Source organism: Geobacillus sp. GHH01 (genome assembly GCF_000336445.1).
GTDB classification, from domain to species: Bacteria; Bacillota; Bacilli; order Bacillales; family Anoxybacillaceae; genus Geobacillus; species Geobacillus zalihae.
Genome location: NC_020210.1, coordinates 1714465 through 1727743 on the forward strand (window position 1 = coordinate 1714465; position 13279 = coordinate 1727743).

12 protein-coding genes and 1 pseudogene are annotated in these 13279 nt (G+C 45.9%); 7 read left to right on the top strand and 6 right to left on the bottom strand.

Features of this window, described 5'->3' with window-relative positions; all coding sequences use genetic code 11:
- Nucleotides 1–83 precede the first annotated feature (83 nt).
- From istA to GHH_RS08495, 3 genes are all read left to right on the top strand, one after another.
- The gene (gene istA / locus GHH_RS08485; RefSeq protein WP_015374822.1) at nucleotides 84–1589 is read left to right on the top strand and encodes an IS21 family transposase; all 1506 of its coding nucleotides are present in this window, start codon (nucleotides 84–86) and stop codon (nucleotides 1587–1589) included.
- Nucleotides 1586–2338, top strand: a complete 753-nt coding sequence (gene istB, locus GHH_RS08490; protein ID WP_015374823.1) for an IS21-like element helper ATPase IstB — start codon at nucleotides 1586–1588, stop codon at nucleotides 2336–2338. Before istA ends, istB begins: the two co-directional genes overlap by 4 nt.
- 83 nt (nucleotides 2339–2421) lie before the next feature.
- Nucleotides 2422–3144, top strand: coding sequence for a ZIP family metal transporter (locus tag GHH_RS08495; protein WP_015374824.1), 723 nt, complete (start codon nucleotides 2422–2424; stop codon nucleotides 3142–3144).
- 211 nt (nucleotides 3145–3355) lie between these two features.
- On the opposite strand, the gene GHH_RS08500 is transcribed toward GHH_RS08495, so the two are convergent.
- The 4 genes from GHH_RS08500 to GHH_RS19490 form a co-directional block, all read right to left on the bottom strand.
- Complete coding sequence (locus GHH_RS08500; protein ID WP_015374825.1) at nucleotides 3356–3805, bottom strand: hypothetical protein; 450 nt, start codon at nucleotides 3803–3805, stop codon at nucleotides 3356–3358.
- A gap of 196 nt (nucleotides 3806–4001) precedes the next feature.
- A complete protein-coding gene (locus GHH_RS08505; RefSeq protein ID WP_015374826.1) occupies nucleotides 4002–5663 on the bottom strand; it encodes an IS1634 family transposase in 1662 nt (553 codons plus the stop codon).
- 223 nt (nucleotides 5664–5886) lie between these two features.
- The gene (locus tag GHH_RS19485; RefSeq protein WP_236612604.1) at nucleotides 5887–6288 is read right to left on the bottom strand and encodes a hypothetical protein; all 402 of its coding nucleotides are present in this window, start codon (nucleotides 6286–6288) and stop codon (nucleotides 5887–5889) included.
- Nucleotides 6289–6302: 14 nt separating this feature from the next.
- Nucleotides 6303–6536 carry a hypothetical protein gene (locus GHH_RS19490; protein ID WP_223810909.1) on the bottom strand — a complete coding sequence of 78 codons (234 nt, stop codon included), beginning with the start codon at nucleotides 6534–6536 and terminating at the stop codon, nucleotides 6303–6305.
- Nucleotides 6537–7037: 501 nt separating this feature from the next.
- Here GHH_RS19490 and GHH_RS08515 point away from each other — a divergent pair.
- The 4 genes and pseudogenes from GHH_RS08515 (at nucleotide 7038) to GHH_RS08525 (ending at nucleotide 10142) form a co-directional block, all read left to right on the top strand.
- Nucleotides 7038–7247 carry a hypothetical protein gene (locus GHH_RS08515; protein ID WP_015374828.1) on the top strand — a complete coding sequence of 70 codons (210 nt, stop codon included), beginning with the start codon at nucleotides 7038–7040 and terminating at the stop codon, nucleotides 7245–7247.
- A 145-nt stretch (nucleotides 7248–7392) separates the two neighbouring features.
- Nucleotides 7393–7956: pseudogene (locus tag GHH_RS19495) on the top strand (DUF6431 domain-containing protein).
- Nucleotides 7957–8098: 142 nt separating this feature from the next.
- Nucleotides 8099–9349, top strand: coding sequence for an IS481 family transposase (locus tag GHH_RS08520; protein ID WP_015374830.1), 1251 nt, complete (start codon nucleotides 8099–8101; stop codon nucleotides 9347–9349).
- Nucleotides 9342–10142: an ExeA family protein gene (locus GHH_RS08525; protein WP_011230283.1), complete on the top strand. Its 801-nt coding sequence runs from the start codon at nucleotides 9342–9344 to the stop codon at nucleotides 10140–10142. The genes GHH_RS08520 and GHH_RS08525 overlap by 8 nt, the downstream gene beginning before the upstream one ends.
- Nucleotides 10143–10526: 384 nt before the next feature.
- Here GHH_RS08525 and GHH_RS08530 read toward each other — a convergent pair whose 3' ends face one another.
- Nucleotides 10527–11441 (bottom strand): tyrosine-type recombinase/integrase, encoded by a 915-nt coding sequence (locus GHH_RS08530; RefSeq protein WP_015374831.1) that lies wholly within the window; start codon nucleotides 11439–11441, stop codon nucleotides 10527–10529.
- 294 nt (nucleotides 11442–11735) lie between these two features.
- A complete protein-coding gene (locus GHH_RS08535; protein ID WP_015374832.1) occupies nucleotides 11736–13214 on the bottom strand; it encodes an aldehyde dehydrogenase family protein in 1479 nt (492 codons plus the stop codon).
- Nucleotides 13215–13279 lie beyond the last annotated feature (65 nt).

Genomic DNA, 13279 nt, shown 5'->3' on the forward strand with positions numbered 1-13279 from the left:
AGAAAAAAAGGCTTGCCAGCCTCTAACATTTCCTCTACTGTGGAAGTTGTGAACACATAACCAAACAGTGGAGGAGCGAAAGGATGCTGGCAATGCCCGAAATTAATCGTATCAGAAAACTGCGTGAAAAGAAAGGGTTATCGATTGCGGAAATTTCCCGTGAAACGGGATATAACTGGAGAACGGTCAAGAAATACGCAGATGAAGACATTTCTGTCCAACCAACCATCAAACGCAAAAAGGGGATGATGGAGGAAGAAGGGTACGGGCAAATCATTGATGACTGGTTGGAGGAGGATGCCAAGCTGCCGAGAAAACAACGGCGAACGAACAAGACGATGTTTGAAGCGCTTTGTCGTGACCATGGATTTCAAGGCTCGTATCGCACCGTTTGCGCGTACGTGCAAAAACGAAGACCGCAGCTCAAGCTCGAGAAAGAACAGCGCTATGAACGACTGGAGCACCCGCCAGGCGAGGCGCAGGTGGATTTCGGGAAGATGACGGTGGTGACGAAGGAGGGGAAGGAAGAAGAGCGATCGGTTTTGATCATGAGCTTTCCCTATAGCAACGCTGCGTTTGCTTATCCGCTGCCGGCGGAAAACAGTGAATGCTTCCTCCACGGGTTGACGCAGCTGTTTCGTCAGGCTGGGGGAGTGCCAAAGGCATTGCGCATTGACAATTTGTCCGCGGCCATTGTGTCGATTCGAAAAGGGGGAGAACGCCGATTCACCGAGGCTTTTGAGAAATTCCAACTCTACTATCGGTTTGATGTACAAGTGTGCAATCCATACAGCGGACATGAGAAAGGAAATGCGGAGCGAAAAGTCTATTACACTCGCAACCTTTGTTTCATCCCCGCTCCATTGATGGAGTCGGATCCGGAGCTGGTGGAGTGGCTGCATCGCAAGATGGTCGAGGACCGAAACCGTCCTCATTATGAAAAGGGGCGGTGGATCGAGGAACTATGGCAGGAAGAGCAACCAGAGCTGTTGGCGTTGCCGGAACAAGATCTTCCGATCTTCTCCCTCGATCACGCTTACGTGAATAAATACGGAGAAGTAATGGTGGATGGGAAGGCGTTCGTCGTCCATGGCCTGTCCGTCCCCAACCGGGTGTTGGTGAAGAAAGAATGGAATCGTTTCGTTGTGTTCTCTTCCGATGGAGACGTCCATCTTGAAGCGCCAAGGCCGTATACGAACGTGAAACGCGAAATCCCTTGGAAAGAGATTTTCGCTGAGTGGGAGACCAAACCCCGGGTTGTCGGACATTCCCGCTACCGGACGTACTTGCCGGAGGCGATCCGAATGTATCTGGCTGGCCCCCCGCCCCAGGTGGTGGCCCGTTTAAAAGGACTGCGAGCGCTGTTGGATCGGCACACGCTTTACGAAATCGCCCAGTGGCTCGAGGAGAGTCAGCGATGGGACTTGACTCCTCATGAAATCGGCGTGTTGATGGAAGCGAAGCACTCCTATTACCCGGACAAGTGGGAAGAATCATACACCCCTTCCGTTCTAATCGACTATGAAACGGATTTAACGGTGTATGATCAACGTCTTCATCCCGCTCGGGAAGGGAGTGTCCAGAAATGAGAGCAGAGGTGAAAGAGATTTGTAAAGCGCTGCATTTGGCCTATATCGCAGATCGATTCGAGGAGGTGAGATTCGAAACGAAAGAACAGTTTTTGCGGGATGTATTGGCGCTGGAACTGTCGTGCCGCCAAGAAGCGAAACAGGCTCGGCTGATCAAGAAAGCCAAGTTTCGGGAGTTGAAATGGCTGAAGGATTACGAATGGTCGGGTCATATCCATTGGCCAGCCACGACATCGAGGGAGGAACTGTGTGACCTTCGCTTTTTGGAGCGAAAGCAAAACGTTCTGCTTTTAGGTTCACCTGGAACGGGGAAAACCCATATCGCCACAGCACTTGGCATTCAGGCGTGCCAACAAGGCCATGAGGTTCGGTTTTTCCGCGTCGCGGATCTTGTCGCCCAGCTGGAAGAGGCGTTGAAAAACGGCACGCTCGGACGGCTGAAACGAAGCCTCGACCCATGCGAACTGTTGATTTTGGATGAACTCGGCTATGTGCCGTTTCAAAAGCAAGGATCGGAACTGTTGTTTCATATTATCGCCGACTGTTACGAGCGAAAAAGCGTCATGGTGACATCGAATCTAGAATTTGGACAGTGGAATCGGGTGTTTGGGGACAACCGTTTGACGGCAGCGTTAGTGGATCGCTTGGTTCACCATGCCCACATCTTGGCCTTCACGGGAGAGAGCTATCGACTGCGGAACGCTCTCTCCGCGATCCAGCCGTCCTCTGCCCCCGGTCTGGAACCTTAAGTCTTGAGCTGGCAAGCCTATGTATTTTTTCTTGCACTTCTCTGCATTTTTTGCTTGCAAAAAACATACAAGGGGGATGATGGATGAACTCACTTTGGCTTTTAGGGTTTTCTGCTTCTGCTATTGGAATGTTATCTGGCGGAGTGATTGCTTGGTTGTTTAAAGGCTGGCAAAAAGGAACGCCAACCATTTTTTCAGTATGTAGTGGTATGATATTTGGACTGGTCGCGATGGAAATTTTGCCTGAAAGCATAGAAATTGGAGGTTGGTTTATTGCTATTGTCGGATTGATTTTTGGTTATTTTATTTATAAGCATCTAGAAAAGGTTTCCCATCATGTGATCATTATTACCAATGACGCTAAAAAAGACTTATTTGTACATTCTGGTCTATTTTTAACATTCAGTATTGCCCTACACAATTTTCCAACAGGCATCGCACTTGGAGCCAATACTCACGATTCATTGACTAAACCAATGATGACTGCGATCATGCTTCACAATATTCCAGAAGGGATTGCTGTTTTTACTCCCTTGCTGATGGCTGGGTTTGGAATTATCAGCATCATACTTGGGGCAACCATAGCCTCCGCCCCCATAGGAGTTGGAGCCTTCATCGGAAGTAATTATGGGATGGGTGTCCCTTGGCTAGTAGCAATGATTATCGCATTGGCGATGGGGGTAATGCTTTCCGTGACGGGAAAAGAAATTTTTGGAACAGCTTTACGCACATCTACCAAAATATACTGCGTTATCATGGCTGTAATCGGTTTTGTATTGGTTTCATTTTACTTGTTTTTTCTATAAAAGACTTTACTAAAAAGGTGCATGTTAAGTTAACGGGTTCGGTTCAGAAGTACAAAATCAAGAAAAACAGTACAAATAACAGCGTAATTAGCACAAAATTCGAACCAAATTTAACAAAGTAAAAAGCACATTAAAACGCTTGGGTTTATTCCAAGCGTTTTAAACTAAAATTATATTGACTTGTTCAATTAAGACTGTTACTAAAAGGTTACTACCGTACTTCAATTACAAAGGCATAACTTGAATCTCCCTTTTCCCATCTCGCTGAAACATCATACACATATACACCTTTTTCTTTTGGTAATAGTATCACATTATCATTTATTGGAACATTTTCTGTTTTTTCATTTGTAAGCCATCTATTTACTACTAATGTATTTTCTTTAGGCTCATCTTTGAATTCTATTTTCAATTGGGAATCTGGTGGTACAATCACAGGTTTTAGTTCTTGATTTTTAATGAGTTCTGGCGGAGAACTTGTATCGGCACAAACAGAATTAAGTAATCCATTCCAACAATACGAACCTTGTGCCACTTCTACCTTTTTTTCTCCAACAGTTATGATTGGTAAAGGTGGTTTAGCACTAAATAGTCCAGTAACAAAATCCCCCCCAATGCCTAACGCAATTAATACTAATAATGTAATTAAAAACTTTTTCATACACTTCCCCCTCGTGGGTTAATTTTCCCTTTGATAACTTTCTGAGTAATCTATATATTCAGTTTAACTCACATTTCGCACCCTAACAAGGTAGAAACAAAGGATTTTTTATTTAGTTTTTCGGAATAACTTTTTGACCAACACAACAAGCGATGGCAATCCTTTTTTTACCATCGCTAGTCGTTCCGTATAACCTTTACAAGTAAATGCTCTCATCCATCCCTAATCCTTGCAGAATCCTTCGCTGATCAGGGGTGAGCGGTTTCCCCAGCCTGCGTTGGATTTGCCCATCCGGCAGTTCCAACAGGACGACTCTGACATACCAAAACAATTGAAAAATCGCTTGTCCGGTTGGCCGGGTCAATTTCCGGCCTCCTGCGCCCTTTAACGGGCGTTCAGGTGTGATGAACTGACGCACTCGGCGCTGGAAGACGCGGTAAATGGCCAAGGCCAGCAAAAACAAATAGCCCAATACCGCCACTCGTTCGGGTTTTTTGACGTAAATTTCGTCCGTAAAGAACGGATCTTTTAGGAAGGAGAAGTTCATTTCCACCGAGATCTGCCCTTTATACAGCTTCAAGATCTCTTGGGCATCCATGGGTTGGCCCTTCCATTCCTTCGGAACGGTCGTGACGAGAACAAACCGGGACGCTTTCCGTCTCGCCTGCTCCCACGCGTCTTGGTTGAATTCCACGCTCAGCCGAAGGGTGTACAGCGTCTCCATTTCCGGTTCCGCCCCTTTTTTCGGCCGTCCACGCCGTTTTTTCGGACGCACGATCTCTTCGACGACGGCCTCCACTCGATGGAACCGGGGACGAAGGGATGCCTTCAAGGAGGCCAAGGCTTGTTCGGCGTCTTCCCGGCAAGAGAAAGGATGACGCTCCCAACGGGCTTGTTCCTCGCGAAGAAGCTCCGCTTCTTTGGTTCGTTCTGTTTCGAGCGTCTTTCCTTTTCGCTGGTCGAGCGCACTCGATTCGACGACGATCAGTCGTACGGGCTGGCCTTCATATGTCGAGGCCGTTTCCCATACCCGGTACGTGGCGCCGTTTTTCTCGGCCAGCGCAAAGGGGGCGCTCCACGCCGAATCGGGTTGGGCATCCGCCTCCGAAAGCGCCGTTTTGACAATCCGGAGCGACGACGGCCCTCTCGTGATCAAAAAGGCGTTGGCGGCTTTCGTTTGCGCCAGCGTGTCCTTCGTCATCGCAGCGGAATCTGCCACGTAAATCCATTCGTCTTCGATCTTCGCTTCCCTCAGCTGCTCATGGACACGGGAGAGCACCTCGGGATTCCACGTTTTGTCCGGCGCGTTGCCGTCGTGCACGTCGCCGTAAAACGGGATGCCGTCCTCGTTGCCGATCAGGCCGAATCCGATCTGCTTTTGCCAGCGATGATGGCGGTTATAGCCATAGGTGATGTGCAACCCATCCGACGAATCGGATTCATACGCACCGTAAACCGTCTTGTCCGTCGTATCCGCGTGAAAGACACGGAGAGGGAGGCCTTCTTTCTTGTAGATTTGCACCAGGCAAGACGAAAGGACTTGATGGATATTGGCCTCATACAGCCGGTCCAAATGGCGAGCAATGGCATCGTCGTTGAACCAAGACGGATCCAATCCTGGCCGGATCAGCTTGGGCAAGTCGATGTCATGCGCCCACCGTTCCAAATGAACGAGGGCTTGCCGGCCGCTCAAGATATCCAAGAGAAGCAGCCCGACCACATCACTGGCTCGGGTTTGGCATTGAGGATCCACCGGAACCAGCCGGTCAATCAGCTGAGGGAGGCCAAGATCTTTGAAAATGGTACTTATTATATTCAAATAGGAACTTTCATAAATCGCCCGAATTCGAACGTCCATGATGGAAAAACTCCTTTGCATTCCTTGTGTGTCAAGGACCTATTCGACACCGGGATGAAAAAATCCTCCCGATTTTGGTCGAGAGGGTGCGAAATGTGAGGTTTAACATAAAATACCAAAATCATTAAAAAGGATTTAGTCAAAAAATATTGATATTTCAGCGAAAAATAAAAAAACAAATCGTATACTGATTTGGTCTTATAAAATATCAAATCCCTTAAGGTTATTGCATATAGATTATTTCTTTTAAATCAAATTGTTTTTTTGCAATGCCTAATCGTTGAGCAGGTGTTCCTACTGTCTCCTTTGTTTTGTATGCTAAACAAAAATTGTAGTAAGTCCGAAGTATGGTAAGAGCCATTTGAGCATACTTTGAGTTAAAGTTTGAATAGATATAGCTTTTTCCGTCACCACGAGTTGTTATCAATGGTCTTTCTAAAATAGATAGCCGTCTTCGAATGTGCTGGATAAAGGTATTCGTGGTGTTGTCATTCACGATTAGCAATGTCCTTTGGTTCGAATGATGAAAGATTGGTTGTACAATCAATTCATCGAAATCCTCTGTCAATTGTCGCAAGTGGATGTTCAAGCGAATTATCAGCGTATTCATAATGACTGCTGCCACCTGAAATGACTTTCTTATGAAATTGGTGTGTATGAAATAATTCTTCCAGTTTCAGAAAATCCAATTTCTGCAAAGAACTTGTAATCATAACCAAAGTTAATTCCCCAGTTGATTAAATCCACTCCTGCTTGAATAAATTCCTCACGAGCTTGTTTCCGAGATTTTGTTTTATCCGTTTGACAAAGAAAATGGTGGGCATTAGATAAGCGAATTTCTTTGGCAAATACACGATAAAGGGAAGTCATCAATGAATTTATGTCCAATTAGCATCAATTTTAACACATATTTGGAATACTGTCTGTTGGTCAGCAGTCACTTGCTAATTATAATGCGATTAATGGTGATAAATTCAATAAAACATTGATATATCAACAAATAAAAGGAGTCCAATTCATATGCGAATTGAACTCCTTTTTGTATTACTTTTTTCAAGTTTATACTCAACAACCGAACCCGTTATGTTAAATTGTGCCTTTTTGTATGTTATCCCAAAGAATAATCTAGCGGATGTGTAGAGAAAATAATCCAAAAATGGTTCTTTCGGGAGTTTTTTATCAAAAACGATGTTATTTCATCAGAACTCAAGACATCACTAAAAGTATGAAAGCGGATGTGACACAATTAAAATGTGAAGATGATATGGTATACAGAACGTAACAAGAAGGATGCTAAAAATGAAATCGAAAACGAACAATAAAAAGTGGTCATTTTGAATCGATCGATAAACTGCATTCATACGGAGGTTTCTAATGAACAGGGATAAAGACAAGAAAGAAACTAAGAAAAAAGAGGAACAAACACAACAAACAAGTAATGAGGATAACGTCATACGGGAACTTGAAGAAGAATTTAATGCTGATATTCGGAAAGGACAGTTTGCTGTAAATTATCATTTTATTTCAGCACAAAACACCCATTTTTTTGCACATTCTTTCAGAAAGCCCTCTCCCCTTTTCTGAAGGAATGTGCTAATTTTTCTGTGAAAATAATGAATCCATGAGCGGTTATTTTCATGCTTGGGTGGCGAGTAAAAGCTTACTCATGGATGTTTTTTGTGAATTGTTTCGGACGAAGATTTCCTTTCGTTTCAGGGGGGGAGGAAGTGTGATCCAGTTTCACGACTTTGGCATTGACATTCAAACGTATACGGATCGTGGGAAAGGGAACGATTTTCCTGACGTGAACCAATGCCCCCACTGTCCATCCCGCCGCCCCTTGCATCGTCATGGATACTACCAACGCTATGCGTTGACGACAGAGGGGGAGTATCACCTTTGGATCGCACGATATCGCTGTCAAGAATGCCGTAAAACCGTGAGTGTGCTGCCTTCTTTTCTCCTCCCGTATGTTCAATATACACGATCGGTTATTTGGCAAGCGGTCAAAACGTGGCTCGAAACGCCAAGGCGAGGAGCGAAGACCAAACAGGTTGGTTTTCCCACCAAGGAGGTCATCTTATTTTATGTCCGACGATTTTGACGGAATCTCTCCCGCTTGCATCACGCGGCGGCGAGAAGGTGGGGGATCATCGGCCCTGTGGGGAACGCAAGAACAGAACGGGCGGTTTGGTGGATGCAGACCTTGGAGGGACGGGGGGTGGGCTCGATCATCCAAGACCTATGGACAAACGAGAGGTGGCATCTGTTTGCGGATCAAATTGCTTCCTGATTTTCTACTTAACACCAAAAATGGAGATGGTTGATGTTCCCACAAACCCTTCCTCTCGACGAATCTCGAGCCGTTTCGTAAGATAGGAGGCAGAGGGGACTGGAACGGTCCAACATCACAGGGAGACAGGGAGGAGATCCGGATGGATGAATCGATGAGACACGACATCGCGCTGTTTCGGTACGGGCTGATCGCTCCGTTGGTGAATGGCCAGGTGGAGCCCAAGGCGTATTTGAATGAGGTGGGCGGGCGAGTGCATTCGATTCCTCATCAAGGGGACAAACCCATTGCGGCGAAGACGATTCTGGATTGGTGCGCCCGATACAAAAAAGGGGGCTTCGACGCCTTGAAGCCGAAGCGCCGTTCGGACCGCGGCCGCTCCAGACGTCTGTCCCCCGATGATGAGGATCATATTCTAGCATTGAGGAAGGAACATCCCACCATGCCCGTGACCCTATTCTACGAACAACTCACCAAGCAGGGGGACATTCCCACCACCCTCTCATACTTTACTATATACCGATTGTTGAAAAAACACAACCTGGTGGGAAAAGAAATCTTGCCGATGCCGGAGCGAAAGCGTTTTGCGTATGACCAGATCAATGAGCTATGGCAAGGGGACTTATCCCATGGACCCACGATTCGCGTCCATGGGAAAGCCCAGAAAACGTTTTTGATCGCGTATATCGATGACTGCTCGCGGTTAGTGCCATATGCCCAATTTTTCCCTTCGGAGAAATTTGACGGGCTGCGGATCGTCACGAAGGAAGCGGTGCTTCGTTGCGGGAAGCCGAAACGCATTTACTCGGACAACGGGAAAATTTATCGGTCCAAGGTGCTGCAGTATGCGTGCGCCGAGATGGGAATTACGCTCATCCACACCCAGCCGTATGATCCGCAAAGCAAAGGGAAAATCGAACGGTTCTTCCGCACCGTACAGACGCGGTTTTATCCGCTGCTGGAGTTGGATCCCCCGAAGTCGCTCGAAGAGCTGAACGAGCGTTTTTGGAGGTGGCTTGAAGAAGAGTATCATCGAAAACCGCACGCCTCGCTGGACGGAAAAACGCCGCATGAGGTGTTTCAATCGCAAGTGCATCTCGTGTCGTTCATCGAAGATGGCGATTGGCTGGATGCGATTTTTCTGAAGCGGGAGCACCGCAAGGTCAAAGCCGATGGAACGATCACCTTGAACAAGCAGCTGTATGAAGTGCCGCCCCGGTTCATTGGGCAATCGATTGAACTCCGCTATGACGAACGGGGCGTCTATGTGTACGAAGATGGAAGGAAGGTGGCGGAGGCCGTTCGGGTTCGTTTGGAGGACAACGCCTATGTAAAACGCCATCGGTCCCCGTTTGCGGCGATTCCGGCGAAGGAGGGAGAACACGGTGTATAAATCGTTTTACTCCCTTTCGCGGGAGCCGTTTGCGAAAGAAACAGACCCGTCCGAGGCGTATCAAGGGGCGCCGTTTCAGGAAGCGTTGCGGGCGCTGGAGTACGTGAAACGAACCCGGGGGATCGGGCTGTTGATCGGAGAGCCGGGGGCGGGCAAGACGTTCGCCCTTCGGGCGCTGAAAGAATCATTGAATCCATCATTGTATCATGTCGTCTACTTTCCGTTATCCACCGGAGGCGTGATGGATTTTTACCGTGGACTGGCCTTGGGATTAGGAGAGGAACCGAAGTACCGCAAGGTAGATCTCTTCCGCCAAATCCAGCAGGCGATCGAGCGATTGTATCATGAACGGCGGATCACGCCGGTGTTCATTTTGGACGAGATGCATTTAGCAAAGGATGCATTTTTACAGGACATCGCCATCCTGTTCAACTTTGAGATGGATTCGACCAACCCATTTGTCTTGATTTTGGCCGGGCTGCCCCATTTACAGGGGAAGCTGCGGCTCAATCAGCACCACCCTCTCGACCAACGGATCATCATGCGATACCGGATGGGGCCGCTGGAGAGGGAAGAGGTGGCGGGCTACATCGAGCATCGGATGAAACAGGCCGGGGCGAAGCATCCGATCTTCACTCCATCGGCGTTAGAGGCGATTGCCCTGCAGTCGCGGGGATGGCCTCGGGTGATCAACACGTTGGCCACGACGTGCCTGTTATACGGGTATCAGCTGAAAAAGGACGCCATTGACGAAGAAGTGGTGCGCATGGCCGCAGAGGAAATGGGGTATTAGCACGAAAGGGGCCGAATCGGCCTCTTTTGTGCTTTCTCTTTTCCATCGGTCCATCAGGCGCGCTGGAAATCTTCATCTGAAAGAGCGTGCAAACGTTCCGAAAGAATGTGCAAAATCCGGAACAATCCGCAAAAATTTTGCACATTATTTCCGAATCCGCCTGAAATAATTTGAAAAAGGGATTCTGAAATAATGTGCTAATTTACACCATGATGAACGAAAGAGGCACATCGTCACCAATCAATCTTGCCATTGGACGAAGACCCGCGACTTTAAAACGTCCTTCAAATGGAAATCCGGCATAAGTCGACAAAATACCCGTCAATGACTTTCAATTGATCTATCTCGGTTGGTTTTCCCCTTTCCAGAATAAAGTGATTTGGGTTAGAACTTCGGCAACGCCTCCATGGCATCAGCAAGATCACTATAGCTATCCTTTAAATATCGAGACGTTGTAGCGATATTGCTATGACCAGCAAGCCTCCGCACTTTCTCGATATCGTTGTTCGTCGCCTTTAACACCCACTTACAAAACGTATGCCGGAACATATGGGGCGTAAGTTTTTTATTTGGCAGGCTGTAGCTTTCGATCATTCGCTGAATGCCTCGGACCGAAAACTTCGGCGAGCGTTGGCTGTAAAAGACGTATGGCGATTGAGCGACATGCGGTTTCTTTTTCGCCATTTCCGCACGAAACTTAAGCCAATCCTCGAGTTCTGCCAGCAAGATATTCGAAATCGGCACGGTCCGGACCTTCATCCCTTTTCCCACGATCCGAATTCGTTTCATCTCTAAATCCAAGTCTGTTAATTTTAAATTTGATAACTCTTCCACCCGCAATCCTGCATAGGTAAGCAAGTACACTACCGCGCGATCTCGGCGATACTTTTCCTCTGGATCGACCCCTCTGCTGTGGACCGGTTTTTTCCGCATCCGATGCAATAAGTCCTCAAATTCTTCTTCTGTGAGCCACATAATTTTTTCGTTCTCTTCATCGGCTGATTTTAAATCCTGGATGTCTTTCATTGGGTTCTGTTCGATCTTATGATGTTCGACCGCCCACGCATAAAAGCTTCGCAGCGAATTGAGCCGGCGATTGATCGTGGAGATGGCCAATGGTTTTCCTTCGGCCGGGCTCAACATTTGCTGGATCCATTTGCGGATATCAGCCGACGTGACGTAATCGCCCGGACGGATATGTAAATCATTGAAAAAGATATTTAAGTCATTGGTGTAGGAGATGATGGTGTTTGGGGAAGCTCCTTTTTCCTGAAGATAGGTAACATACTCATTTAACATCTTTTTCACCCTTTTACTTATACGACGAGTTTAAATCGATTCAAAGAGCAAATAATCGCTTTTAAAAATAACATTATATGACGAGTATACCATAAAAAAGAATAGATTGTTAGTCATATAATGTATATTATATGACTACTTAAAAATATAAATTTCATCATTTCATTAGCCATACATAAAAGACAGCCATAAAAGATATTTCAATCACTTTTATGGCTGTCCGGATTCTCTTTAATTCATTTATTATTAAGTTTCAGCTAGTTATGGATTTTGCTGATTCATTTATTCAAACAATTACTCCGGAATGTAAGCTAACTCCCCAACTTTAGGTATATTAATAACGTGTGTATCGGTATAGGCAAGAATGCCCTCTTTGCCATATTCACGACCAATTCCCGATTGTTTAACTCCCCCAAACGGGAAACGCACATCTAACCCCTGTACGGCTGCCGTGTTAATCATAGTTGTTCCGGCTTGAATTTGTTTAGCAACTTCTAAAGCATGTTGCTCTTCTCCCCAAACAGAACTGGTCAGTCCATAAATACTGTCATTCGCCAGCTTAATGGCATGGTTATCATCATCAAAAGGCAGGATAGGCACGGTCGGACCGAACTGTTCTTCCACAACAATCGGGTCATCATAATTGGCCCCTAAAACTACTGTCGGTTGTAAGAAGTATCCAGTTTCAAAGATGTCCTCATCCAACACTTTACCTAATTTAATGACCTTTGCTCCCTTACTTGCTGCATCGTCAATTAAACTTTGTACATATTCCATTTGTTTTCTGTTGTTTACAGGACCAATCGTGACATCTTTATTAAATGGATCGCCAACTCTAATCCATTTGTTTGCTACTTCAATATATTTTTCTACAAATTGGTCATAAATCGAGCGATCCACATATACCCGTTTAGCGATCATGCATATTTGACCAGACGTTAAGAAATTAGAAATTACGAGGCGACGCATGGCTCTTTCATCATTCACATCAAAATCCTTTAAGATAATAGCCGCATCATTTCCTCCTAATTCTAATGTCAAGTCTTTTATAGTATCTGCTGCAGATTTCATAATATGTGTAGCTGTTCGAGTTCCTCCAGTGAAGGCAATTTTTGCAACTTTTGGATTCGTTGTTAATTCAACACCGATGTCACTGTCGCCATTAACAAGGTTTAACACTCCTTTAGGAAACTCATCGGCGATCATTTCAACAACCTTACTTACAGCTAACGGTGCAAATGGACTTGGTTTCAAAACCATTGTATTACCTGCCAAAAGCGCAGGCGCTATTTTGATCGTGGAGAGTGACAACGGATAATTCCATGGTGTTATCGCTGAAATAACTCCCTTTGGATCTCTTGTAATAATAGTTTTTCCATTATTATGTTCGATAACCTCATCTCTTAGAACTTCTTTGGCATTGTCACAAGCATATTCCATCCACATTAATGAAACAGCGATTTCTCCCTCTGCATCATATAAGGGTTTCCCATGTTCTCTAGAGAGCAATTTTACGATTTCCGGCGTCGCGTCCTTAATCTTTTGAATGGCTTTTCTCATCCGTTCAATACGTTCATCTATGGAAGTTTTAGCCCAACCAGAAAAAGCATTATAAGCGGAATCAATGGCTCTGGCTGCTTCCTCACGTGTGTTAATTGGATAATAACCGACAATCTCATCCGGATGAGCCGGATTTTCTCGCGGTGCCATTTTTTCTGATTCAATTTTTTCGCCGTCAATAATTGCATTGACAACAATTGGTTCTTGTGGCATAAAAAAGACCCCCTTAGAATATATGAGACTTTTTTGCGCATTGGGTTACAAATATATATTTCAAT